Source organism: Rahnella sp. 1L-D-7-B-C2, from assembly GCF_057290995.1.
This window is the reverse complement of the sequence record NZ_JBXAVQ010000001.1, coordinates 82,202-107,297: the sequence shown is the minus strand read 5'-3', so window position 1 is coordinate 107,297 and position 25,096 is coordinate 82,202. Positions and strand designations below refer to the sequence as shown.

The following is a 25,096-nucleotide window of genomic DNA, read 5'->3' as shown; positions in this document are numbered from 1 at the left end:
TTTTTATCCTCTTAACTGTACACAAAGCCCTTTTCCGGCGGCGTATTCTTCGGCGAACGTCAGCAGGTCGGGGTCATTTAACGGCTGGCGCGGGGCCAGATAGGGGTGTCCGAGCAGGACATATTTGTTGATGCCAAGGGTGTGATAAGGCAAAAAGTGAATCGCATCGCAGCCGGTTTCGTCAGCGGCGAAATCGACAATCTGGCGGATGGACGCCCGGTCGGCATTGAAATCAGGGATCAGCGGAACCCGGACAATCAGCTTCTGCCCGGCAGCAGCCAGGCGGCGGAAGTTATCCAGCACCCGTTTTGCCGACCCCCCGGTCAGGCGTTTAAACGGCTCGTCGGCGACGTGTTTCAAATCCGCCAGCAGCAAATCCAGCGCACCGAGTGAAGGCTCTATGTACTTCCACGGCACATGCAGGCAGCTTTCCACCGCTGTGTGCAAACCTTCCTGACGACAGCGTTGCAGCAGCGTCAGTGCCGTTTGCGGTTGCATAAAGGGCTCACCGCCGGAAAGCGTTACACCACCGCCGGTGCGCTGATAAAACGGCTTGTCGCGCAGGATTTGCTTCATCAGGGCATCGATATCGGTTTCAACACCGCACGCGCTCAGCGCACCGGCCGGGCAAATCTGTTCCAGCTGGCCTAAATCACTGACTGAAAAGTTTTCACGATGGATATCAATGCCACCGTCTGCCACCGTGACAGCGTGGGGAAACGCCTGCGCACAGTGCTGGCAACCGGTGCTGCAAAGGCGGGAATCGAACAGCACATCGGGTGCGGCCGAGCGGCTTTCGGGGTTCTGGCACCACGAACAGCTCAGCGAACAGCCTTTGAGAAACACCACCGTGCGGATCCCCGGACCATCATGGGTGGAATAACGCTGCACGTTGAAAATCATACCGACACTCCCGTTGCTGATATCTTCATTCACAATCTATGATCTTTCATTCGAAAGTCATTTGACAACGATCAACAAACCCTGTGCTTGCTGGCGTACAATCACCGAACTTTGCATTCGCTCACAGGTTTCAGGGAGAGAGTTATGGAGTTGTATCTCGATACTGCCGATGTCATTGCGGTAAAACGTCTTTCACGCATTTTGCCGTTGCAGGGTGTGACTACCAATCCGAGCATCGTGGCGAAAGAGGGGAAATCGCTGTGGGATGTGTTGCCTGCGCTGCGTGATGCGCTGGGCGGCACCGGAAAATTATTTGCTCAGGTGATGGCATCAGACGCCGAACAGATGGTTGCCGAAGCGCTGCTGTTGTCGCAGCGGGTTTCTGGTCTGGTGGTAAAAATTCCGGTCACCAGCGAAGGTCTGGCGGCGATTAAAAAGCTGAAAGGCATGAATATTCCGACGCTCGGCACTGCCGTTTACGGGGCAGGTCAGGGCTTGCTGTCGGCGCTGGCCGGTGCGGAATATGTTGCGCCTTATGTGAACCGTCTGGATGCGCAGGGCGGCGACGGCATCGCAATGGTGAAAGAATTACAGACGCTGCTCAGCCTGCACGCCCCGCAGTCAAAAGTGCTGGCAGCGAGTTTCAGAACGCCACGTCAGGCGATGGATTGTCTGCTGGCGGGCTGTCAGTCGATCACCTTGCCGGTGGATGTTGCCGAACAGCTGCTAAATACGCCCGCCGTGCAGTCTGCGGTAGAAAAGTTCGACGCCGACTGGCGTCAGGCATTCGGCACGACCACGCTCAGCTGATCTTTCTTCGTTTTTCGTTCAAATACCCCCCGCACAGGCGACTGTTGCGGGTTTTTTTGTTTCTGTGGGTTAAGCATTTTCGTACTAATAATCCTAAAATGTGATTTCGCGCTGAAATTAATTATTGACGAGATAAATTAATAAAACCCACGATCTAAAAAATAGAAACATCGTTTCATTTTATGATTGGCATCACTTTTATAAGCCTGGAGAATGGATAACGTAACGGCATTCGGTAATACGTTACTTTTACATCAGGTGGAAAATATGCACATTAAACGAGCGATAGAAAAAATCCCCGGCGGAATGATGTTAGTTCCTCTCTTCATTGGTGCGCTGTGCCATACCTTTGCACCTGACTCCGGTAAATATTTCGGCTCCTTCACAAACGGCCTGATCACCGGCACCGTGCCGATTCTGGCGGTATGGTTTTTCTGCATGGGTGCGTCGATAAAACTGAGCGCCACCGGGACGGTGCTGCGTAAGTCCGGCACGCTGGTGGTGACCAAAATTGCCGTGGCGTGGATTGTGGCGGCGGTGGCATCGCGCTTCATGCCGGAAAACGGCGTCGAGTTCGGCTTCTTCGCCGGGCTTTCCGTTCTGGCGCTGGTCGCGTCGATGGACATGACCAACGGCGGCTTGTACGCCTCGGTGATGCAGCAATATGGCACCAAAGAAGAGGCGGGTGCTTTCGTGCTGATGTCTCTGGAATCCGGCCCGCTGATGACCATGATCATCCTCGGCACCGCCGGTATTGCCTCTTTCGAACCGCACGTTTTCGTCGGCGCGGTGCTGCCATTTCTGATCGGCTTTGGCTTAGGTAATCTGGATCCTGAACTGCGTGAATTCTTCAGCAAAGCGGTACAAACGCTGATCCCGTTCTTCGCTTTTGCACTTGGTAACACCATCAATCTGACGGTTATCGCACAAACTGGCCTGCTGGGTGTACTGCTGGGCGTTTCCGTGATTATCCTGACTGGTATTCCGTTAATTCTGGCCGATAAATTTATCGGCGGCGGTGACGGTACGGCGGGTATTGCAGCTTCAAGCTCTGCCGGCGCAGCGGTCGCCACTCCGGTACTGATCGCTGAAATGGTGCCACAGTTTAAAGCGGTGGCTCCGGCAGCGACGGCACTGGTCGCCACCTCGGTTATCGTCACCTCGATATTAGTCCCGATACTGACTGCGATGTGGTCGCGGAGAGTGAAAAACAAGGCGATTAAAGGGAAAGTTGCGATGGACCCGCCGATGGCGAGTGTCAAATAACGCCAGAGAGGGTTTTGGCTTCTCCCCTTCGCAGGGGAGGAGCTGTCACAACCCCGGTGCTTTCCACATCGACGTCGTCAGATGCCTGTCTACTAATCCCAGCTGGTCAGCGTACACCGCCTGCCAGTTCGCCTTCTGCGCAAGATAAAGTTCATGGTTTGCCGCCACCGGCTGATACTCCCATTCCCAGCGCACCAGTGCTTCACCCGTTTCGGCGAGGGACAAATACACGCCCGCCGCCACTCCCGCCGCAATCGCGCAGCCTAACGCCGTGGCCTCTTTCACGACCGGTACGTTGACCGGCACGCCGGTGACATCACTTAAAATCTGACACCACAACTTGCCTTTCGAACCCCCGCCGGAGAACACCAGCGATTTGGCGCGAACGCCGGAGAAGCTGGCGATCATGTCCAGATTGCAGGCCGAGACGATGGCGGCGTTTTCTTCCAGCGCGCGAAACAGCGTCGGTTTGTTGCATTTTTCAGGGTCGATGGAGAGATTGATGAACGACGGGGCAGCGTGATACCAGTTTTTGAAATGCATTGCGTCGGAGAACACCGGCGTCACGCCCCAGGAACCGACCGGTACGCGCGCTGCCATGTCTTCCAGCAGGCTGTAAGTATCGACGCCAAGACGCTGGGCGAGGGTTTTCTCTTCGGTGCAGAACGCATCGCGGAACCAGCGCATGGTCAGGCCGGTGAAGAAACTGATGGATTCCGCCTGCGCCATACCGGGGATGACGTGAGGATTGACGCGGATATTCATTTCAGGGTCAGTGATCGGCGCAGGCAGATTGACGATTTGTTGCCAGAACGTACCGCCAAGCACTGCCGTCTGACCGGGACGCACCAGCCCGAGGCCAAGCGTGCCAAGCTGAGCGTCGCCGCCGCCCATGCCGACCGGCGTTCCGGCTTTCAGCCCGCAGCCTTCCGCCGCGCTGGCGGTCACGTATCCCAGGCGTGTACCGGTTTCAGCTACCGGAGAAAGCATGTCGGCGCGCAGACCGGCCATGTCCAGCAGCTCCGGCCGCCAGTTGCGCGTGGCGAGATCCAGCATGCCGGTGGTACCCGCGTTGGAAGGGTCCACCGCCAGCTCGCCGCTGAGCTTATAGGCCAGCCAGTCACTGATCATCGTAACCGTCGCTGCCTGGCGGTAAATGTCCGGGCGATGATGCGCCAGCCACAGCAGGCGCGGCATAGCGCTCAGCGCCAGCGTCTGCCCGGAGCATTCATACACTTCGCGCTCAAACTGAAAATCGTGGATTTCTTTCAGCTCTGAGACTTCGCGGCTGGCGCGCGCATCGACGTTAGCGCAGGCCCAGATCGGTTCACCAGATTTGTCATACAACACGATGCCTTCGCGCATGGAACAGGCGGCTACGGCGCGGATGGCGGAGGCGGGGAGATGCGCTTCGTGCAGCGCCTGGCGAATGCACTGACAGGCCAGCTGCCAGTTCTTTTGCAGATCGAATTCCATCGAGCCGGGCACATCCGGCACGGCCAGATGGATCCACTCGGCCTGCCCGGCGGCGATTTGCTCACCTTCGAGATTGAAAATCACCGCGCGGACGCTGCCGGTGCCGGCGTCCAGCGCCATTAAATAGCTACGATCGTCGTCAGAGTTCAGGGTTGAGGTCATCGCCAGTTTCTCTCGTGCCGGTTTATCGGGCACCTGTTACCTGACCGCCACACCCCATAAACCCTGCGGGTCAGCCGAGCAGCGCCAGCATGGCTCTTGCTGTGCTCTCTTCAGTAACCAGTGCGTTAATGCGTTTACCTTTGAGCGCCGCGACAATCGCCTCGGCTTTTTCGACGCCGCCCGCGACGCCAAGTACGGTCGGGATACTGGCCAGTTCGTCGGGGGCGACGGCGATCAGCTCATCGTGGATCGCCATGTTTTCCGCCAGCTCGCCATTGCGCTGCATAAAGAATCCGAGAATGTCGCCGACCGCGCCTTTACGGCCAAATAACAGTTGTTCACCTTCGCTGATGTAACCGGAACGTAAAATCGTCGCTTCCTGTTTCTGATTCAGCGAGCCGATGCCGACCACGGCGATATCCGCGGCGCAGGCCGCGAGCATCACGTCGTGGACATTACGCTCTTGTCGAAAAATCGCCGCGACGCTGGCCGAAGAAGCACGCAACGGTGCCGGAATAATGCTCACACCACAGGCCGCGTCGAGCTGGCCGATGCCGGTCATGTAAGGTCCGACGCCGCCGGATAGCGTGACCATACGGATCTGCTGCGATGAGATGAAACCGCTCAGATGTTGCAGCGTACTCATCGCCGTTTCACCAAAACCTACCGCCAGCAGCTGTTCAGGTTTGAGCAACGTCATCAGCATATGCGCCGCGCCGACGCCCAGACGTGCACTTAGCGAACCGTCGGCCAGCTGCGGCAACACGCGGATCTGCTGCAAACTAAAGCGCTCCAGCAGAGTGTTTTCCAGCGACAAACAACCCTCGAAGCGCGAGTTGATTTGCACATGGATCACGCCCGACTGTCGGCCCTTCTCCAGCAGGCGCGACACTTTGAGCCGCGTCAACCCGAGCCGTTCACCAATCTCATTCTGGGTCAGGCCGTCGTGGTAATAGAACCACGCGGTGCGCGCCAGCAGTTCCTCTTCACCCATGCTGAATTCCAGATGGTTAGTCAAATCGGACAGGTTCGTTTTCTTGCCGTTTTCAGAAGTCATAGTGAACACTTATCAAAATGTAGATCAATTGTTCGTTAACAAAATGTTGTTAACTGTGATGTGTATGGCAAATCCTGAATGATTGCCGCATGAATCATATCGCAGAGTATATGAGTTGAACAAACTGTGATCGATGCAAAAGTTTTCCTGCTCAACGCAGACTAGGTTTATGAACATTGTTAAACAATAAATACATTTGTTCATTTAATGTATCCGCTCTGAGGGTGATGTATGCAGCAGCCAGAACACGTCTTAGCCTCATCCACGGTGCTGCTGCAGGTCAGCGGCGTTAGCAAAAGCTTTTCCGGCGTGGCGGTGCTGAAAGATATCGGTTTCAGTCTGCGCGCCGGTGAAGTTCACGCGCTGCTGGGTGGGAACGGGGCGGGGAAATCGACGCTGATGAAAATCATTGCCGGAGTCGAAACCGCTGACTGCGGCGAAATGCAGCTTGGCGGCGCGCCGCTGCTGGCGCTGACCCCGGCCAAAGCGCATCAGGCAGGCATCTATCTGGTGCCGCAGGAACCGATGCTGTTTCCGAGCCTGACGGTGCGAGAAAACATTTTGTTCCGCTTACCCGCCCGTCAGGCCAGCGAGAAAAAATTACTCGAAACGTTGAGCGGGCTGGGCTGCAATCTGCCGCTCGGCGCACTGGCCGGAACGCTGGAAGTGGCGGATCAGCAGCTGGTGGAAATCCTGCGCGGGCTGATGCGCGACGCACGTTTGCTGATCCTCGATGAACCGACCGCCTCGCTCACGCCCGCCGAATCCGCCCGCCTGTTCACGCAGGTTCGCCATCTCACCGCAAAAGGCGTCGGCGTGGTGTTTATCTCCCACAAACTACCTGAAATCCGCGCGATTGCCGACCGGGTCAGCGTGATGCGCGACGGCAAAATTGCCCTCACCGGCACGCTGGCTGAACTTGATAATGACGCGCTAATCCGCGCTATCACGCCGCAAACGCAGGACGTGGCGTTGCCCGCTGAACAAAAGCTGTGGCTGGATTTATCCGGCACGCGGCGCAATGCCAAAGGCCGGGAACCGGTCTTGCAGGTAGAAAATCTTACCGGCGAAGGCTTTATCGATATTTCATTTAGCGCCGGCGCCGGGGAAATCGTCGGGCTGGCAGGCGTGGTCGGGGCAGGGCGAACCGAGCTGGCAGAAACCCTGTACGGCCTGCGCGAAGCAAAAAGCGGTGAGGTGCGGCTGATGCAGCACGACATCAGCGGGCTGAACACGTTGCAGCGGCTGCAAAAGGGGCTGGTGTATCTGCCGGAGGACCGTCAGGCGTCCGGCCTGTATCTCGATGCGCCGCTGAGCTGGAACACTACCTCGCTGACCTTTAACCGTCAGAGTTGGTGGCTGAACATCAAACGCGAAGCGGCGGTACTCGAACGTTATCACCGCGCACTGGGGATCAAGTACCGCGACGGTTCACAAACCGCCCGCACGCTCTCCGGCGGCAATCAGCAAAAGCTGCTGATTGCGAAATGTCTGGAAGCGCAGCCTGCGGTGCTGATCGTCGATGAGCCGACGCGCGGCGTGGACGTCTCCGCCCGCGCCGACATCTATCAGCTGCTGCGCAACGTTGTTGAACAGAATGTCGCGGTGATCCTGATTTCTTCGGATCTGGATGAAATCGAGGCGCTGGCCGATCGCGTATTCGTCATGCATCAGGGCGAAATGAGTGGCGAATTGAAGGGCAGCGAAATAAACGTCAACAACATCATGCACATCGCTTTTGGTAACCATCCCCAGACCGCTGCCCCCGGAGGATCCTCATGCTGAAGCGGATACAAAACAACCGTGAACTGACCGCGCTGATGGCGATTATCGCGCTGTTTGCGTTGCTCGGCGTCATGGACCGGCAGTCGTTCAGCTTCCAGACGCTGAGCATGATTTTTGGCAGCGCGCAGATCCTGATGCTGCTGGCAATGGGCGCGACGCTGGTGATGCTGACCCGCAATATTGACGTATCGGTCGGGTCGATCACGGGTTTGTGCGCTGTCACGCTGGGCGTGTTGCTCAACGACGGTATGAATCTGGCGCTGGCCTGCGTCATCACGTTGGGAACCGGGCTGCTGGCCGGAGTGTTCAACGGCGTACTGGTCGCATGGCTGCGCATTCCGGCGATAGTCGCGACGCTCGGCACGCTCGGGCTGTATCGCGGGCTGATGCTGCTGATGACCGGCGGCAAATGGATTGAGGGCTTACCGGCGGGGCTGAAATCGCTGTCCGAACCGGTATTTCTCAGCGTATCGGCGCTCGGCTGGGGAATTATCGTACTGCTGGGCGCGATGTTCTGGATGCTCAGCCGCACTGCGTTTGGCCGCAGTTTTTACGCGGTCGGCGATAACTTACAGGGCGCGCGGCAGCTCGGCGTGGCGGTTAACCGTGTGCGTATTCTGGCGTTCGGTATTAACGGCATGATGGCGGCGATCGCCGGTATCGTCTTTGCCTCGCAAATTGGCTTTGTCCCCAATCAGACCGGCAGCGGGCTGGAAATGAAAGCCATCGCCGCCTGCGTACTGGGCGGGATCAGTCTGCTCGGCGGCACCGGTTCGATTCTCGGTGCGGTGCTCGGTGCGTATTTCCTCACCCAGATCGACAGCGTGCTGGTGCTGCTCCGGCTGCCTGCCTGGTGGAATGATTTTATTGCCGGACTGGTGTTGCTGGCGGTGCTGGTGTTCGACGGCAGACTGCGCCAGGCGTTACAAAAAAATCTGCGCCGCCAGAAATACGCCCGCTTCCTCTCTGCCAGCCAGCCCGAACAGAAAAAGCCTGCTGAGCGTAAACCTGGTCAGCAAAAACATCTCACACGCCGTTTAAGCACCGGCAAAAAAGGCGGGGTAGCGTGATGAAAATCCTTCAACAGTATGGCTGGGAAGCGGCGCTGCTGGCGCTGCTGATACTGGAAATTCTGCTGTTCAGCTTCGCGAATCCGCGAATGCTTGATGCCAATACGCTACTTTTCAGCACCAGTGACTTCATCACCATCGGCATTGTGGCGCTGCCGCTGACGCTGGTGATTGTCAGCGGCGGGATCGACATTTCCTTCGGCTCAACCATCGGCCTGTGCGCCATCGCGCTCGGTGTCTTGTGTCAGGCCGGTGTGCCGCTGGCGCTGGCGCTCGTTCTCACTCTGATGCTCGGCGCAGCCTGCGGTTTACTCAACGCGGCGCTGATCCTCTATACCGGCGTCAATCCGCTGGTGATAACGCTCGGCACACTGTACCTGTTCGGCGGCAGCGCCTTGTTGCTCTCCGGGCTGGCGGGCGCGACCGGCTTTGAAGGCATCGGTAATTTCCCGGATGTCTTCACCAATTTTGCCAATCAGGTGGTGCTCGGCCTGCCGATGCCTCTGCTGATTTTCCTCGCCGCCACGCTGTTTTTCTGGCTGCTGATGCACCGCAGTCGCACCGGGCGCAACGTGTTTCTCATCGGCCAGAATGCCCGCGTGGCACGCTACGGTGCGCTGCCGGTCAGCCGGACGGTGTTTGCGCTCTACGGCATGACCGGGCTGGCATCGGCGGTAGCCGCCATTCTGATGACCTCTTATTTCGGCTCGGCGCGTTCCGATCTCGGCAATGCGCTGCTGATGCCGGCCATCACCGCCGTGGTGCTCGGTGGCGCAAATATTTACGGCGGTTCGGGTTCTATTCTCGGGACGGCGCTGGCGACGCTGCTGATCGGCTATTTGCAACAGGGGTTGCAGATGGTCGGCGTCTCAAGTCAGGTCTCCAGCGCGCTGTCCGGTGCGTTGCTGATCGTGGTGGTGATTGGCCGTTCCGCCAGCCTCAACCGGGGTCTTATCCGCAGTGTTTTCCAGCGTTACCGCCAGCGCTGGTCTGCGTCTTCTCCTTCTTTATTATCCAAATGAACCGGGGTGCAAGATGAAAACCAAAATGCTGAAAACCATGCTGATCGCCAGTGCCGTCAGCCTCGCCTGCCTGAGTGCGCAGGCAGCTGAACGCATCGCATTTATTCCAAAACTGGTCGGCGTCGGGTACTTCACCAGCGGCGGCAACGGGGCGACGGCGGCGGGGAAAGCGCTGGGCGTGGATGTCACCTATGACGGCCCGACCGAACCGAGCGTGTCCGGTCAGGTGCAGATGATCAATAACTTCGTCAATCAGGGGTACAACGCGATTGTCGTTGCTGCCGTTTCACCTGACGGGCTGTGTCCGGCGCTGAAACGCGCCATGCAGCGCGGGGTAAAAGTGCTGACCTGGGATTCCGACACCAAGCCCGAGTGCCGCTCGATTTACATCAATCAGGGCACGCCGCAGCAGTTGGGCTCAATGCTGGTAGATATGACCTCCAGTCAGGTGAAAAAAGAGAAAGCCAAAGTGGCGTTCTTCTATTCGAGCCCGACGGTGACCGATCAGAACCAGTGGGTGAAAGAGGCGAAAGCTAAAATCGCCAAAGAGCATCCGGGCTGGGAAGTTGTCACCACGCAGTATGGCTATAACGACGCCACCAAATCCCTGCAAACCGCCGAAGGGATCCTGAAATCCTATGGCGATCTGGATGCGATTATCGCGCCGGACGCCAACGCCTTACCGGCTGCGGCGCAGGCGGCGGAAAACCTCAAACGTAAAGACGTGACCATCGTCGGCTTCAGCACGCCAAACGTCATGCGACCTTACGTCGAGCGCGGCACGGTCAAACAGTTCGGCCTGTGGGACGTGGTCAGTCAGGGCAAAATTTCGGTGTACGTCGCCGATCAGCTGCTGAAGAAAGGTGACCTGAACGTGGGGGACAAACTGGATGTGCCGGACGTCGGGACGGTAGAAGTGGTGCCCAACAGCGTGCAGGGCTACCAGTATGAGGCCAAAGGCAACGGCATCGTTCTGCTGCCGGAACGCGTGGTCTTCACCAAAGACAACATCGGTAAATACGATTTCTGACGATAACGGTTTTCGATAAAGGAGACACAGCATGGCAGATTTGGACGATATCAGAGATGGCAAAAACTTCGGCATCGGCACGCCGCAGGAGAACCGGGCATTTTTCCTCAAGGGCAGCGGCCAGCTGGACTGGGGGATGCAATCGCGTCTGGCGCGGATTTTCAATCCTGACTCCGGCCGCACGGTAATGCTGGCCTTCGATCACGGTTATTTTCAGGGACCGACCACCGGTCTTGAGCGCATTGACATCAATATTGCGCCGCTGTTTGCACACACAGACGTGCTGATGTGTACCCGTGGCGTGCTGCGTAGCGTGGTGCCTGCTGCGGTGAATAAACCCGTAGTGATGCGTGCGTCGGGGGGAAATTCGATCCTGACTGAGCTCTCCAATGAAACCGTGGCGGTCGCCATTGAAGACGCGCTGCGCCTGAACGTCGCGGCGATGGCGGCGCAGGTGTATATCGGCAGTGAATACGAACATCAGTCGATCAAAAATATCATCCAGCTGGTCGATCAGGGGATGCGCTACGGCATGCCGACCATGGCGGTGACCGGCGTCGGCAAAGATATGGCACGAGATCAGCGATATTTCTCGCTGGCTACACGCATCGCCGCCGAAATGGGCGCAAACATCATCAAAACGTATTTTGTGGATGAAGGTTTCGAACGTATCGCCGCCGGTTGTCCGGTACCGATTGTGATCGCCGGAGGCAAAAAGCTGCCGGAGCGCGAGGCGCTGGAGATGTGCTTTAAAGCGCTCGATCAGGGCGCATCGGGCGTCGATATGGGACGCAACATCTTCCAGTCAGAGTCGCCGGTGGCGATGCTCCATGCGGTTAAAGCCGTGGTGCATGAAAACGCCAGCGTGGCGCATGCCTATGAACTGTTCCTGAGCGAGAAGGGGTAAACCATGGAAGTGACGCTGGTTGAAATTAATGTCCAGCCGGACAAAATCGCCGATTTTCTGCAAGTGTTTCACGCCAATCATCTGGGCGCGGTAAAGGAACCGGGAAATCTGCGGTTCGATGTGTTGCAGGACTCAGAGGTGGCGACGCGTTTCTTCATCTACGAGGCCTATGTGGATGAAGCCGCGGTGCTGGCGCATAAAAAAACGCCGCACTATCTGGCATGCGTTGCGGCGTTAGAAGGGATTATGTCTCAGGGGAGGAAGAAAACGGTGTTTAAAGGGATATATCCGTAAGCAGGGAGTAAACATTCGGTACTCTGCGATAACCCAAGCACCCTTCACGCCATCGTAATGCAAGGTGCCCGGCTGACAGACCGGGTGCCTGTTCAACTCATGCAACGTCCTTCTTCCGTTACATTCTTATTTCCGTGCCATCTTCCAGTTAATTGATAAATATATTATTTATCATTCATTTCTACACGAGTGCTCGTATTCTGTGCGCATATTTTCATCCCAGTCTTTTCAGATGTGGGGCCAAAACAATCAGTTGATCACGTACGACAACTGGCGTACATTGGAGGGCGTGTGGGGTTTAAAGATATTAAGCGCAGGGTCATTGAGTGTTTACGGGCGGGGAATATTGAGTTTGCTGTCCGGCACGATGTGGACCTTAAGAATTTATTAAGTACCGGTGATGTGTCTGCGCCAGAGGTCATCAATGTGATTATGCGCGCAGGTGGGGCCGATCACCGGATGAGCCCTCATCATCATGACAGCAGTGTTGATGTACACATTATTACAGTGACCTGCGCAGGCTTACATTGGTATATCAAATGGTATTTCGATGAACCGGCCAGCGTATTTATCAGCGTTCATCATTAAAGGGAAATTATGAAAATCTACAAAGTGGGTGATGAGAAACGGGCGGCTTGCGAGGTGTGTCAGTCTTTTCAGACGGTTAGCTTCCAGCTGCGCGATGTGCCTTTCAGCGACGGCAGCGGGCTGGTGAAGAACGTGGTAGTGGGGGTTTGTAAGACCTGCGACAGCGTGGCGTTGCTGCCGTATCAGTCGGTTCCTGCGGTGAAGAAGCAGCTGGAAACACAGCGTAAGGCCGTGGAAAGCCGCGTGCCTGCGCATATGATCGATATCCTCAATCTGGCAAGCGCCAAACTGGGTGCGACGCCGGAGTTTATCCCGCTGCTGATGAAATATTATATCCATATGCTGGCGACCCATCCGGTGGCCGCAGTGCAACTGGTACAGCTTCTCACTTCTGAGCTGGCAACCGGTCTGGCGAATAAACGTCTCTCGCTGAAAGGGCGCGAAATCCACCATGATATTAACGAGCTGAAATCCCTTTCTCAGATTTCCAACACCACGGAACTGCTCAAGGGCGTGGTGCTGGCCATCAACAACGATGTCCTCATCAACCCCGACAAACAGCGTATCGCGCACCTGAAAAGCCTCGTCGCGACAGTGGCGTAAGGCTTACAACACTTTCTCTAAAAACGCCTTCGTCCTCGCATGTACTGGCCGGTCGAGAACCTGTGCAGCGTTGCCGCTTTCAACGACGCGCCCGTCAACCATAAAGACCACCTGATCCGCCACCTGCCGTGCGAAGCCTATCTCATGCGTGACCACTACCAGCGTCACGCCGGACTCTGCCAGTTTTTTGATAACGTCCAGCACCTCACCAACCAGTTCAGGGTCCAGCGCCGAGGTCGGCTCATCAAACAGCATCACTTTCGGGTTGAGCGCCAGCGCGCGGGCGATAGCGATGCGTTGCTGCTGACCGCCGGAAAGATGGCGCGGCCAGGCATGCGCTTTTTCGCGCAGGCCAACGGTATCGAGCAGTTCATAGGCGCGGACGATGGCCTGTTTGCGGCTAAGATAACCGTGAACCACCGGCGCTTCGATGATGTTGTCCAGCACGGTCATGTGCGGGAACAGATTGAAATTCTGGAACACGTAGCCGACGTGCGTGCGCTGTTTGAGGATGGCCCTTTCTTTCAGCTCATACAGCGTGTCGCCTTTACGCCGGTAACCGATGTAATCGCCGTCGATCTGGATAAACCCTTCATCCACACGTTCAAGATGATTAATGGTGCGCAGCAGGGTCGATTTACCAGAGCCGGACGGGCCGAGGATCACCGTCACTGTGCCAGGCTCAATGTTCAGGCTGACGTTATCCAGCGCTTTGTGCGCGCCGTAATATTTGCTGAGATTATTGATCTCGATGCGCCCGACGGTGGTGGTATGAGATTTATGGGGGAACAGCTGCTTAACAGGAGTTTCCGCCGGGCGGTTAACGAACAGATCAAAGGCTTCGGACATGATGATTCTCCAGAAAGTAAGCCGTTATGAGCGGGCCAGACGCCACTGACGCAGGCGTTGCAACGGCGTCGGCGCAACCTGACGCACGGTGCCGCGTGAGAAATAACGTTCGACGTAATATTGCAGTACTGACAGCACGGTGGTGATCAGCAGATACCAGACAGTCGCGACCATCAGCAGCGGAATAACCTGCTGGGTACGGTTGTAAATCACCTGCACGGTGTAAAACAGCTCTGGCATCGACAGCACATAAACAATCGACGTGCCTTTGGCGAGGCTGATCACTTCATTAAAACCGGTCGGCAGAATTGAACGCAGCGCCTGCGGCAAAATGATGCGGAACGTGCGGCGATACGCCGGTAAGCCCAGTGCGGCGGCAGCTTCATGCTGGCCGTGCTCGACGCCTAAAATCCCGCCGCGAATGATTTCAGCGGTATACGCCGATTGCACCAGTGAAAGGCCGAGCACCGCGACGGAAAATTGATCCAACAAATCCACCGTTGGCGTGCTGAAAAACGACAGTGAAGTAAACGGAATACCGATCGAAAGATTGTCGTACAGATAAGAAAAGTTGTAGAGGATGATCAATACCAGCAGCAACGGCAGCGAGCGGAATAGCCAGATGTAGCCCCACGCCAGGGAATTCAATAAGTAGGATTTTGACAGGCGGGCGAGCGCCAGCGCGGTGCCAAAGACAATACCAAACAGGGTACCGAGCAGGGTAAGCAGCAGGGTTTTGCCAAGCCCCGACAAAATGACCGGATCCAAAAACCACTGGCGAAACACGCCCCATTCCCAGCGGGGATTGGTGGCGATGGATTGCACTATCGCCAGCAGGATGAACACCGAAAATACCGCACCGGCCAGCCGCCACGGATAGCGTGCCGGCACCACTTTCAGCGGGGGATGATTAACGGTCGGAGAGGTGTTTTCGCTCATAGTTTTGCCTGTTATCGGTTGTGCTTCGTAGCTAGCTGACGGGAACGTCAGCGGTCAGCGCTTTTTTGAAGGGCAGACGCCCGTCGTACGGTTCTCTGGAATACACTTCCGGGTCGAGCCTGGTATCGAACTGCGGCTGATAACCGTGCGATAAATACAAGCCGACCGCTTCCGGCTGGCGGAATCCGGTGGTCAGAAACACCTGACGGTAACCGTAAGCAGCGGCGCGACGCTCCAGTTCGTGCAGGATTTTCTGCGCCAGCCCCTGACGGCGCAGCCGGCGATCTGTCCAGATACGTTTGAATTCTGCGGTGTCTTCGTCGTAGCGTTTGTACGCGCCCATCGCAATGGGCGCTCCGTTTCTCAGCAGAACAATAAACGTGCCGTCGGGTGCGGAAAACACGCTGTCGTCTTCTGGCGGCAGGCTGGAGAAGAAGTCGCCGTAGCGTTCACGGTATTCACCAAATAACCCTTCGATGACCGGCGCAATCAGCGGGTCTTCCGGCACGGTTTGAATAAAAACGTCGTCGCTCATCATTGAATCTCCTGATCAGTCGCCCAGTCCCGGCGGGTTAATTTCTGAATGGTCGATTTTCTCAACGCTCTCACCCCAGCGATCCAGCACCTGCAAATACGCGCCGCTGGCAATGGCACTGTTCAGCGATGCCTGTACCGCATCCACTAAGCCGTTGCCTTTTTTCAGCGTCACGGCAATGTTGGCGGTTTTAGGCCAGCCGCCCGGCACCGTGCCGACCAGCTGCGTTTTGCCGGTCAGCAGGGCTTTATAGGCACCGGTGACGTTTGGCCCGAAGGTGGCGTCGGCACGACCGGACTGAATAGCCAACGTGGCGGCGGCATCGTCGGTGACGTATTGCGGTTTAAACGCGGGCAGGCCCTTAGCCTGGTTCTCTTTGTCCCATGCCAGCAGCACGGCTTCCTGATTAGTGCCGGAACCGACGATAATGCGCTTACCGGCGATGTCCGGTGCGGATTTGATCGAGGTGATTTTGCTGCCGGTTTTCACGTAGAAGCCCAGCGTATCTTCGCGATAGGTGGCGAAATCAAATTTGGTTTTGCGGTCTTTAGTCACGGTGATGTTGTAGATAGCCGCGTCGTATTTCCCTGAGGTCACGCCCAGCGGCCAGTCTTCCCATGAGGCGGGTACCACTTTCAGCTTCAGCCCCAGACCATCGGCCACCAGACGGGCAATGTCCGCTTCGCTGCCAATCACCGTTTTGTTATCACGGGCAAACAACCCGAATGGCGGGGCGCTGCCGAGTACGGCCAGTGCCACCGTCAGCGTGCCCGGTTCGACAAACTTAAAGTTGGCCGGAATTTTCGCCACGGCTTCGGGGCTTTTCGGCGTATTGATCGGGGTTTCATTGGCAACAAGGTCGATACCCGGTGCAGCATGAGCCAGTGTAGAAAGAGTTAACAAAGTGGCAATGGCAGTCAGACTAAAGCTACGTTTCATCATTATATTTACCCTGCATTCTTATTATGTGTTTATGACATTGAGGTGACGTTTTCACTATTCCCGAGTGTTACTGGGATGTAAAAGAACAAAATTCAATAATCAAATTGAGAAAAAGCAAATACGAGAAAAAGAATATTCCCCACGGAAAATGCCCGGTATCTCCGGGCATAAATTACAGGCTGAAAGAGCAAGGTAGATTATTTTACGATTAATTCATGCAGCGCTTTTTCAGCTAATTGCTGGAAATAATTCGCAGCCGGGAAAATAGCCGATTCGTCCGGATTAAATTGCGGATGATGCAGGCCAAATTCGCTGGCCGAGCCGATGCTGACAAACGCGCCAGGGACGTGATGCAGGTAAAACGCAAAGTCTTCGCCGCCCATCTGCGCGGTGGCCACTTCCGCTTTATAGCCAAATTCGGCAGCGGCCTGCAGGCTGAATTCCGCCCAGCGTGGCGTATTCACCACCGCCGGCGGCCCGCCAAACCAGTGCAGCTCGGCTTTTGCGCCCAGCGCGCCTGCAACGCCAGAAATCAGCTGGCGGATCCGCCCCGGAATTTGCTCACGAATGTCATCATGGTGCGTGCGCACCGTGCCTTCCAGTTCAACGCTCTGGGGCAGCACGTTCCAGGTATTGCCGCCCTCGATTCGGGTCACGCTGACCACTGCGGACTCCTGCGCGGCGACGTTACGGCTGACCAATGTTTGGAGCGCCGTCACGATGTGGCTGGCGGTGACGATACTGTCGACGCCTTCTTCCGGATGTGCGGCGTGCGCGCCTTTGCCGGTGATAGTTATCTGGAAGCGATCGACATTGGCGTAAAACGCGCCGCCTTTAGTGGAAAAGGTGCCGACCGGCAGTTCAGGCGCATTATGCAGGCCAAAAATCGCATCGACGTTTTCCAGCGCACCGGCCTTGATCAGCTGCGATGCCCCGCCAAAACGCTCTTCGGCAGGCTGGAAGAACAAACGGACGCGGCCTTGCAACTGATCCTCGCGCGCTTTGAGTAAGTACGCTGCGCCAAGAATAACAGAGGTATGGAAATCATGGCCGCAGGCATGCATCACGCCCGGTTGCTGCGAACTGAACGGTACGCCGGAGGTTTCTTCGATCGGCAGGGCGTCGATGTCGCCGCGCAGCGCCACCACCGGGCCGTGCGCCGGGCCAATTTCAGCCACTACGCCGGTTTTCAAGCCAAGATCCAAAATGCGGATCCCGGCGGCATTCAGCCAGTTAGTGATCTTTTGCGTGGTCACGAATTCCTGATTAGATAATTCAGGATGTTGATGTAATTCGCGGCGATGGGCGATGAGTTGATTTTCTAGCGCAGTGGGAGCGGTGTTAGCCCCGGTGCGGATTTCATCGGCAAGTGAAATGCTCATTATAAATAGCCTTTTATGGGTAGAGATTGCAGTCATTTCATCCTAGTCATGAATTGCTGTCTGACTAAATACCCTGTGGCTATAATTTATATCCGGCGTGCAGGCTTAAATTCCATAGCTAAATATTCACTATAGAAACGTGATTTTATTATTTAGCTTTGCGCTGACTTCGTGGAACTCTTTTTATCAAGATTAATGATTGTTAACAGACATAAGCAGATAAAAAAGGAATGCCCGCCGTGAATTACCGACTGAGCTTATTAGATCAAAGCCCGATAAATGACGGGCAGAGCGCCGCAGAGGCACTGGCGGCGACGCTGACATTTGCGCAGACAGCCGAAAAACTGGGCTATCACCGTTTGTGGGTGTCCGAACATCATGATACCGAAAAGCTGGCGGGCAGTTCGCCGGAAGTATTGATCGCCTGGCTGCTGGCGCAGACATCCCGCCTGCGTATCGGCTCCGGCGGTGTGATGCTGCAACATTACAGCCCGTACAAAGTTGCGGAGAATTTCCATTTGCTTTCAGCACTGGCGCCGGATCGTGTCGATATAGGCATAGGTAAAGCGCCCGGCGGTTTACCGCTTTCCACCAGAGCGCTGCGCGGACATCAGTCAGCCGATAATGCGCCCGGTTTTCCCGCGCAGTTGCAACAGCTGACCCATTATCTTACCCATCTCGACGACCATCTGGCCGGTGTGGAAGCACGCGCGTTGCCGCATCCGCCGGTTGCGCCCCAGCGTTTTCTGCTCGGTGCCAGTAAAGAGAGCGCCCGTCTGGCAGCCTCGCTCGGCTGGAATTTTGTGTTCGCCGGTTTCATCAATACTTCAGCGGAAGTCATGACAGAATCAGTGCTGGCGTTCCATGAATATTCCGCCGGAAAAGGGCAGGCACTGGTCAGCCTGGCGGTGCTCGCCGCTCAAACCCGTGAAGAGGCCGCAGAGCGGGTGGCCGAACAGCATAATTTCCGCGTCACGATCGGTGATAAACACGTTACGGTCGGCACCCGCGAACAGGCGGAAGCCTTTGTGCAGCAGGCGGGCGCCAGGCAGTTCACCATCGAACAACAACAGCTCAGCGTGCTGCACGGTACGCCCGGCGACATCCACGAGCAGCTGCGCGATATTCAGCGTCGTCTGTGCGTCAACGAATTTGTCCTTCACACCCCACTGACAGAGGCCGCCGTGCGTCTGAAATCCATTGAATTGCTGGCTGGCCAGCATAAGGAGATCTCATGAGCCATTCGAAAAGTATCAAGCTGGGTCTGATGTTGCACGGTGCAGGTGGCCATATGAATTCATGGCGACATGAAAAAGCGCCGGCCGATGCGAGCGTTAATTTTCCCTATTTTCGTGATTTAGCGCTGCGCGCAGAAGCTGCCGGTTTTGATTTCCTGTTTGTCGCCGACGGTCTGCACATCAACGAAAAATCGCTGCCGCATTTTCTTAACCGTTTCGAACCGATTGCTTTGCTGTCGGCGCTGGCGTCGGCGACGCACAGCATCGGGCTGGCCGGAACGATTTCGACCTCCTACAGCGATCCGTTCACCGTCGCGCGGCAGCTGGCGACGGTCGATAACATCAGCCAGGGGCGCGCTGGCTGGAATGTGGTGACCTCGCCGCTGGCCGGTTCGGCGAAAAATTTCGGTAAAGATCATCCTGAACATGCACTGCGCTACCAGATTGCTGAGGAATATATCAGCGTGGTCCAGGGGTTGTGGGATTCGTGGGAAGACGACGCCTTTGTACGCGACCGCGAAAGTGGCGTGTTCTTCGATGCGGCCAGGCTGCATAAACTCAATCATCAGGGGCAGTTCTTCTCGGTGGAAGGACCGCTGAATATTCAGCGCTCGCCGCAGGGACAGCCGGTGATTTTCCAGGCAGGCGCGTCGGATGCGGGGATCGCGCTGGCAGGTAAATCTGCCGATGCAGTGTTCACCAACGCCCGTACGCTGGAAGAGGCCAAAGAATACTCGGCAAAATTGCAAGCGCAGGTGGTGAAAAACGGGCGTCATCCGGTGGGGATTTTCCCCGGCATCAGCCCGATTGTTGGCAAAACCGAAGCGGAAGCCGAAGCCAAATATCAGCATTTGCTCTCGCTGCTGTCTCTCGACGACGCGCTGGCGTATCTCGGTCGCTTCTTCGACCATCACGATTTCAGCCAGTATCCGCCGGATGGCCCGTTCCCTGAGCTGGGTGATTTAGGCCAGAACACTTTCCGTTCAACCACCGACAGCATTAAAAAGCAGGCCAGAGAGGAAAATCTCACGCTGCGTGACGTCGCATATCAGGCCACACTGCCGCGCGGTGAGTTCTTCGGCACGCCGGAGCAGGTTGCCGACAGGCTGATCCGCTGGGTGGAAGAGGGCGGCGCAAGCGGCTTTATTATCAGCGGACCGGTGCTGGTCGAGGCGCTCGAAGATATTACACGTCTGGTGCTGCCGGTGCTGGAGGCGCGCGGTTACTGGCATCCTTCAGAGGCGCAAACCTTGCGCGAACGGCTGGACATTCCGTTTAAAGTGAATCGCTACAGCGTGCCGGAAAAGCAGCGGGAAGCAGTGAACGAGAAATAGTTACAACATACTGGACCTTAATTGCCCGCTCAGGTGACATCTGGCGGGCTTTTTGCTTTGCAGGGAAGACTTCCGGGCTTGCCTCGTTAAAAGATTGGGCGTAGGTTTCGCAAAACCCTTTAAATCTTAGAACGCTTAAGGAAAACACATGAAAGCTCTGGTTCTGGAACAGCTTGACAAAGCCACGCTGGCTGAGGTGAAAGAGATTGCACTGCCTGACATGGCGCAAGGCGATGTGTTGGTGGATATCAGCTGGTCGGGTCTGAATTATAAAGATGCGCTGGCAATCACCGGCAAAGGCAAAATCATTCGCCAGTTCCCGATGGTGCCCGGCATTGATTTTGTCGGCCACGTCAGCCGCAGTAATGACCCGCGCTTTTCCGTCGGGCAGTCGGTGATCCTCACCGGCTGGGGCGTGGGCGAAACGCACTGGGGCGGTCTGGCTGAGCAGGCGTGCGTGAAAGGCGACTGGCTGGTGCCGTTGCCGGAAGGCATGGCGGCGCGTAATGCGATGATCATCGGTACGGCTGGTTTCACCGCGATGCTGTGTGTGATGGCGCTGGAAGAGGCGGGCGTAACGCCGGACAGTGGCACCGTCGTGGTGACCGGCGCGAGCGGCGGCGTGGGCAGCACAGCGGTCGCGCTGCTGCATACGCTCGGTTATAACGTGGCGGCGGTGACCGGGCGTGAGTCTACCCATGATTATCTGCGTAAACTTGGTGCCAGCGAAATTCTCTCGCGTGATGATTTTGCCGAAACGCGTCCGCTGGAAAAACAGGTCTGGGCGGGTGCGGTAGATACCGTTGGCGATAAAGTGCTGGCGAAGTTGCTGGCGCAAACCAATTACGGCGGCTGCGTTGCAGCCTGCGGTCTGGCGGGTGGCTTTAACCTGCCGACCACCGTTATGCCGTTCATCCTGCGCAACGTGCGTTTACAGGGGGTGGATTCCGTTTCTGTGCCCGCTGAGCGCCGTGCGGCGGTGTGGGAACGCCTGATGAATACCTTGCCGGAAAGCTTCTACCAGCAGGCCGCCACCGAAATTAGCCTTGAGCAAACCCCAGCGGTAGCGGCAGATTTCCTCAACAATAAAATTCAGGGCAGAACGCTGGTGAAAATCACCGGTTAACCTGCTTTTCCCGGCACCCCTGCGATGCCGGGATTTCTCCTTCGTTCAATTTTCCTTCAGCACTAAAGAATTCCCCGCGACTGACCGATAAATACAGGACGAGATAAAAGAGAATCTGATCCCTTATTTTCCGAATGGCTCATATCGCTTTGCTGTCGCACAACAAATAATTAAACGCATGGGGAAAGTATGGACAATTTTCAGAAAGACATCGATGAGAGAACCAATCTCACGTCATCTAACCGGTTTGAGTTATTGCTGTTCCGTCTGGGCTCAGCGCCTGATGAAGACCAGTCCGAGCTGTTCGGCATCAACGTGTTCAAACTGCGTGAAATCGTTCCAATGCCCGCGCTGACCAAAGCGGCAGGCATGAAATCGCCGATGATGGGCATGGCGAATATTCGTGGTGAAATCATTCCGGTGATTGACCTTCCGGCGGTTGTCGGTTGTGTGCCAAAAACCGGCCTGAACATTTTGCTGGTCACCGAATACGCGCGCAGTACACAGGCGTTTGCGGTGGAATCGGTTGACGATATTGTGCGTCTCGAGTGGAGCCAGGTGCTGGCTGCTGAATCTGGCGTCAAGAGCCGAAATATCACCAGTATCGCGCGTCTGGACAACGATAAATCCAGCAACCGTCTGGCACTGGTGCTGGACGTCGAACAGATCCTTTACGACATCGTGCCTTCTACCGGCAACGTGGCAATCGATAAGCAAAAAACCCGAGCGTTCCAGCTGAAACCGGGCGCCGTAGCGATTGTGGCAGAAGATTCGAAAGTGGCGCGTCAGATGCTGGAGAAAGGGTTGGCGATGATGGAAATCCCGGCGCAGATGCACGTCACCGGTCTGGAAGCCTGGAATAAAATTCGCAAAATCGCAGAAGAGTGCAAAGCCGAAGGGCGGCCAATTTCCGATAAAATTTCCTTCGTGCTTACCGATCTGGAAATGCCGGAAATGGACGGTTTCACCCTGACGTTGAATATTAAGCGTGACGAGTTCCTGAAGAATATTCCGGTGATCATTCACTCCTCGCTTTCAGGCAGTGCTAACGAAGACCACGTGCGTAAAGTCGGTGCCGATGGTTACGTTGCCAAGTTCGAAATTAATGAACTGGAAGCGGCTATTCATAAAGCGCTGGATGCGAAGACGGCGGCGGTGGCATAACCACGCTTTCCGGAAAGCCCGCTGATAAAACGACATCTGCCCGGCGAACGCTGAAAACAGAGTTGCCCGGCAGATATCGCAATAGATTATATATTATAGGGCGATAAGTTAAATAATGGCGGTGAAGTCACCGCAATATATTATTATTTTTCCTCTGGCATCACATGCCAGGCGTAATGTTTTGGAGTGAATTTAAATGCGTCGTATTACCAAGAGATAAAGAAAACCAATTGTAATTAATGTTTTCCTGACGGCACTTTGTTTGTTTTTCGATAAATGCTAATATTTCAGTAATAAAGCTCGCACAATATCGGAAATCGTGATGATGTTTTTCCTGGAAGAAACGCTAATAAATACGCTCGTCAGCCTGTGCATTACGTACACGTGTATTTCTTTTCCCTATTTATTCATCAGATTTACTGAGAGAAACAGCCTGCTGGTGAAGTGTGGCCTGGGTGTGTTGGTCGGACTGGCCAGTGCCTATATTTTTCATGAAGGTATTATCAACCACGCCAGCCTGTACAGCGCGATCATCTCACCCATTACCTTTGGGTTTATCTTCTTTGGTTACCCGGTATTAATTTTGGGGATTATTACAAGTACGCTATTTATATTTGGGAACACCAGTTATTACGATGTGTTTTCTATGGTCTTTTTTCTCTGCCTGATCGGATTCGACCTGACGAAGCGCAGAGGGATGGTGTTTGTCATTTATTCCTACTCCATCGCGCAAAGCCTCAATCTTATCTCGCACGTTTCGGCCCTCAACGACAGTGGATACTGGCAACTGGCGATCGCCAAAACCGGCCTGAGTTTAGCCTTTCTGTTGCTGCTGTATTTCGCTTTTGGCAAACTGATTGACCTTTCAGCCAGTAAGAATTATTTCAAGAAAGCCTCTGAAACCGATCCCCTGACCGGGGTCAGTAACCGCCGGAGTATTGATCTCTATTTAAAAAAGGTCGAAGAGTCTATGAATACGCAATTTTGCGTATTTATGCTGGATATCGATAATTTCAAATCAATTAATGATAACTTCGGCCATCCTTTCGGTGACACGATAATCAGCACTGTGGCAAAGCTAATTAAGAAGAATATCCGTAGCAATGATTTTGTTGGCAGATACGGCGGCGAAGAATTTATTATTATCTTAAATTCCAGTCTGGATAATGCGCTGCCGGTGGCGGAGAAAATGCGGGTCATTATTGAGGAACACGTCAATGAAATTGATCCTCAGGAAAGTGTTTACGTCACCGTGTCCGTGGGTGTCGCTGAACATTCTCCCGGCTCACCGGTCAATATTGCCGTCGCTAACGCTGATAGCGCACTTTATAAAGCCAAGACCGGGGGTAAAAACAGGGTTGAAGTGTATTAGGTGGCGGTAAGCTGAAATGAACTCTGACAAGAGTCAGAAGCCAAAAGAGAGACAGTTCATCAAATAAACTGAATCCTTATGTTAAACAATTGATATTTATTCTCATCCCGGCACGACGTAGAGTGGTCGCATAAATGCGTGATTTTCTGCACAAGCTGTCTGGTTAATCCGCTCATGGTCACACGAGGTTTGAGGATGATTTCGCTATGAAAAAAATTGGATTCTTATCATTTGGTCACTGGACGCCGTCTCCCCAGTCGGGTACGCGGTCGGCATCAGATGCCCTGCTGCAATCCATTGATCTTGCTGTGGCGGCAGAAGAACTGGGCGCAGACGGCGCGTATTTCAGGGTCCATCACTTTGCCCGCCAGCTGAGTTCTCCATTTGCCTTGCTCGCGGCCATTGGTGCGAAAACGCGCAATATTGAGATTGGTACCGGCGTTATCGACATGCGTTATGAAAACCCACTGTACATGGCTGAAAATGCCAGCGCGGCGGATCTGATTTCCGGTGGTCGCTTACAGCTTGGTATCAGTCGCGGATCGCCGGAACAAGTGATTGATGGCTGGCGGTATTTTGGATATCAGCCGGCAGAAGGGGAAACCGAAGCCGATATGGCGCGGCGTCATACCGAAGTGCTGCTGGATGTACTCCGTGGTGAAGGATTTGCTAAACCCAATCCACAGCCGATGTTTCCAAATCCGCCGGGACTTCTGCGCCCTGAGCCGTATTCAGAAGGTTTGCGTGAGCGTATCTGGTGGGGCGCCAGCTCGAACGCTACCGCAGTCTGGGCAGCCAAACTCGGAATGAATCTGCAAAGCTCGACGCTTAAAGATGATGAAACCGGCGAACCGTTTCATATTCAGCAGGCGCAGCAGATCCGCGCTTACCGGGCGGCGTGGGCTGAGGCTGGCCATGAGCGTACGCCACGGGTTTCTGTCAGCCGCAGTATTTTTGCGTTGATGGATGACCGTGACCGCGCGTATTTTGGCGCCAGCAGTAACGACAGCGATAAGGTCGGTTTCATTGATGAGAAAACACGCGCCATTTTTGGACGTAGCTATGCCGCCGATCCGCAGACGTTGATCAAACAACTCCAACAGGATGAAGCCATTGCCGAGGCCGACACTCTGTTGCTGACTGTACCTAACCAGCTGGGTGTTGATTACAACGTGCACGTCATTGAATCGATTCTCAGGCACGTGGCACCGGCCATGGGCTGGCGCGATTAGTGCGCTGAGC

24 protein-coding genes are annotated in these 25,096 nt (G+C 55.4%); 16 read left to right on the top strand and 8 right to left on the bottom strand.

Going from position 1 to position 25,096, the window contains the following annotated elements; all coding sequences use genetic code 11:
* Positions 1 to 3 precede the first annotated feature (3 nt).
* Positions 4 to 903 carry a glycyl-radical enzyme activating protein gene (locus AC0Z7K_RS00490; protein WP_485612277.1) on the bottom strand — a complete coding sequence of 300 codons (900 nt, stop codon included), beginning with the start codon at positions 901 to 903 and terminating at the stop codon, positions 4 to 6.
* Positions 904 to 1,047: 144 nt separating this feature from the next.
* Between AC0Z7K_RS00490 and fsa the strand changes: the two genes are divergently transcribed.
* Positions 1,048 to 1,713: a fructose-6-phosphate aldolase gene (gene fsa, locus AC0Z7K_RS00485; protein WP_413528668.1), complete on the top strand. Its 666-nt coding sequence runs from the start codon at positions 1,048 to 1,050 to the stop codon at positions 1,711 to 1,713.
* A 267-nt stretch (positions 1,714 to 1,980) separates the two neighbouring features.
* Positions 1,981 to 2,979, top strand: coding sequence for a 2-keto-3-deoxygluconate transporter (kdgT, locus tag AC0Z7K_RS00480; RefSeq protein WP_413528669.1), 999 nt, complete (start codon positions 1,981 to 1,983; stop codon positions 2,977 to 2,979).
* 45 nt (positions 2,980 to 3,024) lie between these two features.
* On the opposite strand, the gene lsrK is transcribed toward kdgT, so the two are convergent.
* The gene (gene lsrK / locus AC0Z7K_RS00475; protein WP_485612851.1) at positions 3,025 to 4,617 is read right to left on the bottom strand and encodes an autoinducer-2 kinase; all 1,593 of its coding nucleotides are present in this window, start codon (positions 4,615 to 4,617) and stop codon (positions 3,025 to 3,027) included.
* A 70-nt stretch (positions 4,618 to 4,687) separates the two neighbouring features.
* Positions 4,688 to 5,674 carry a transcriptional regulator LsrR gene (gene lsrR / locus AC0Z7K_RS00470; RefSeq protein ID WP_485612275.1) on the bottom strand — a complete coding sequence of 329 codons (987 nt, stop codon included), beginning with the start codon at positions 5,672 to 5,674 and terminating at the stop codon, positions 4,688 to 4,690.
* A gap of 231 nt (positions 5,675 to 5,905) precedes the next feature.
* Between lsrR and lsrA the strand changes: the two genes are divergently transcribed.
* From lsrA to AC0Z7K_RS00430, 8 genes are all read left to right on the top strand, one after another.
* Positions 5,906 to 7,459, top strand: coding sequence for an autoinducer 2 ABC transporter ATP-binding protein LsrA (gene lsrA / locus AC0Z7K_RS00465; protein WP_485612274.1), 1,554 nt, complete (start codon positions 5,906 to 5,908; stop codon positions 7,457 to 7,459).
* Entirely contained in the window at positions 7,453 to 8,529 is a 1,077-nt protein-coding gene (gene lsrC / locus AC0Z7K_RS00460; RefSeq protein WP_485612272.1) for an autoinducer 2 ABC transporter permease LsrC, read from the top strand. Before lsrA ends, lsrC begins: the two co-directional genes overlap by 7 nt.
* The gene (gene lsrD, locus AC0Z7K_RS00455; protein WP_485612271.1) at positions 8,529 to 9,551 is read left to right on the top strand and encodes an autoinducer 2 ABC transporter permease LsrD; all 1,023 of its coding nucleotides are present in this window, start codon (positions 8,529 to 8,531) and stop codon (positions 9,549 to 9,551) included. The genes lsrC and lsrD overlap by 1 nt, the downstream gene beginning before the upstream one ends.
* Positions 9,552 to 9,564: 13 nt before the next feature.
* On the top strand, positions 9,565 to 10,581 hold the full coding sequence (gene lsrB / locus AC0Z7K_RS00450; protein WP_485612269.1) for an autoinducer 2 ABC transporter substrate-binding protein LsrB: 1,017 nt from the start codon (positions 9,565 to 9,567) through the stop codon (positions 10,579 to 10,581).
* Positions 10,582 to 10,612: 31 nt separating this feature from the next.
* Positions 10,613 to 11,488 carry a 3-hydroxy-5-phosphonooxypentane-2,4-dione thiolase gene (lsrF, locus tag AC0Z7K_RS00445; protein ID WP_413528675.1) on the top strand — a complete coding sequence of 292 codons (876 nt, stop codon included), beginning with the start codon at positions 10,613 to 10,615 and terminating at the stop codon, positions 11,486 to 11,488.
* Positions 11,489 to 11,491: 3 nt separating this feature from the next.
* Entirely contained in the window at positions 11,492 to 11,782 is a 291-nt protein-coding gene (gene lsrG, locus AC0Z7K_RS00440; RefSeq protein WP_485612267.1) for a (4S)-4-hydroxy-5-phosphonooxypentane-2,3-dione isomerase, read from the top strand.
* A gap of 291 nt (positions 11,783 to 12,073) precedes the next feature.
* On the top strand, positions 12,074 to 12,370 hold the full coding sequence (locus tag AC0Z7K_RS00435; RefSeq protein WP_485612265.1) for a hypothetical protein: 297 nt from the start codon (positions 12,074 to 12,076) through the stop codon (positions 12,368 to 12,370).
* Between the two features lie 9 nt (positions 12,371 to 12,379).
* On the top strand, positions 12,380 to 12,973 hold the full coding sequence (locus AC0Z7K_RS00430) for a hypothetical protein (RefSeq protein WP_485612263.1): 594 nt from the start codon (positions 12,380 to 12,382) through the stop codon (positions 12,971 to 12,973).
* A gap of 3 nt (positions 12,974 to 12,976) precedes the next feature.
* On the opposite strand, the gene AC0Z7K_RS00425 is transcribed toward AC0Z7K_RS00430, so the two are convergent.
* The 5 genes from AC0Z7K_RS00425 to AC0Z7K_RS00405 form a co-directional block, all read right to left on the bottom strand.
* On the bottom strand, positions 12,977 to 13,822 hold the full coding sequence (locus AC0Z7K_RS00425; RefSeq protein ID WP_413528679.1) for an amino acid ABC transporter ATP-binding protein: 846 nt from the start codon (positions 13,820 to 13,822) through the stop codon (positions 12,977 to 12,979).
* 24 nt (positions 13,823 to 13,846) lie between these two features.
* Positions 13,847 to 14,761, bottom strand: coding sequence for an amino acid ABC transporter permease (locus tag AC0Z7K_RS00420; RefSeq protein WP_485612261.1), 915 nt, complete (start codon positions 14,759 to 14,761; stop codon positions 13,847 to 13,849).
* A 31-nt stretch (positions 14,762 to 14,792) separates the two neighbouring features.
* Positions 14,793 to 15,296, bottom strand: a complete 504-nt coding sequence (locus AC0Z7K_RS00415; protein ID WP_413529010.1) for a GNAT family N-acetyltransferase — start codon at positions 15,294 to 15,296, stop codon at positions 14,793 to 14,795.
* Between the two features lie 15 nt (positions 15,297 to 15,311).
* Positions 15,312 to 16,235 carry an ABC transporter substrate-binding protein gene (locus AC0Z7K_RS00410; RefSeq protein ID WP_413529011.1) on the bottom strand — a complete coding sequence of 308 codons (924 nt, stop codon included), beginning with the start codon at positions 16,233 to 16,235 and terminating at the stop codon, positions 15,312 to 15,314.
* A gap of 200 nt (positions 16,236 to 16,435) precedes the next feature.
* Complete coding sequence (locus AC0Z7K_RS00405; RefSeq protein WP_485612260.1) at positions 16,436 to 17,620, bottom strand: M20 peptidase aminoacylase family protein; 1,185 nt, start codon at positions 17,618 to 17,620, stop codon at positions 16,436 to 16,438.
* A gap of 239 nt (positions 17,621 to 17,859) precedes the next feature.
* Between AC0Z7K_RS00405 and AC0Z7K_RS00400 the strand changes: the two genes are divergently transcribed.
* The 6 genes from AC0Z7K_RS00400 to AC0Z7K_RS00375 all read left to right on the top strand — a co-directional run bounded on the left by AC0Z7K_RS00400 (position 17,860) and on the right by AC0Z7K_RS00375 (position 25,086).
* The gene (locus tag AC0Z7K_RS00400; RefSeq protein ID WP_485612259.1) at positions 17,860 to 18,858 is read left to right on the top strand and encodes an MsnO8 family LLM class oxidoreductase; all 999 of its coding nucleotides are present in this window, start codon (positions 17,860 to 17,862) and stop codon (positions 18,856 to 18,858) included.
* The gene (locus AC0Z7K_RS00395) at positions 18,855 to 20,192 is read left to right on the top strand and encodes an LLM class flavin-dependent oxidoreductase (protein ID WP_485612258.1); all 1,338 of its coding nucleotides are present in this window, start codon (positions 18,855 to 18,857) and stop codon (positions 20,190 to 20,192) included. The genes AC0Z7K_RS00400 and AC0Z7K_RS00395 overlap by 4 nt, the downstream gene beginning before the upstream one ends.
* 148 nt (positions 20,193 to 20,340) lie before the next feature.
* A complete protein-coding gene (acuI, locus tag AC0Z7K_RS00390) occupies positions 20,341 to 21,318 on the top strand; it encodes an acrylyl-CoA reductase (NADPH) (protein WP_413528684.1) in 978 nt (325 codons plus the stop codon).
* A gap of 189 nt (positions 21,319 to 21,507) precedes the next feature.
* Positions 21,508 to 22,482 carry a chemotaxis protein gene (locus tag AC0Z7K_RS00385; RefSeq protein WP_413528685.1) on the top strand — a complete coding sequence of 325 codons (975 nt, stop codon included), beginning with the start codon at positions 21,508 to 21,510 and terminating at the stop codon, positions 22,480 to 22,482.
* A 322-nt stretch (positions 22,483 to 22,804) separates the two neighbouring features.
* Positions 22,805 to 23,854 (top strand): GGDEF domain-containing protein, encoded by a 1,050-nt coding sequence (locus AC0Z7K_RS00380; RefSeq protein WP_485612257.1) that lies wholly within the window; start codon positions 22,805 to 22,807, stop codon positions 23,852 to 23,854.
* A 206-nt stretch (positions 23,855 to 24,060) separates the two neighbouring features.
* Positions 24,061 to 25,086, top strand: coding sequence for an LLM class flavin-dependent oxidoreductase (locus AC0Z7K_RS00375; protein WP_485612255.1), 1,026 nt, complete (start codon positions 24,061 to 24,063; stop codon positions 25,084 to 25,086).
* The last annotated feature ends 10 nt before the right edge of the window (positions 25,087 to 25,096 follow it).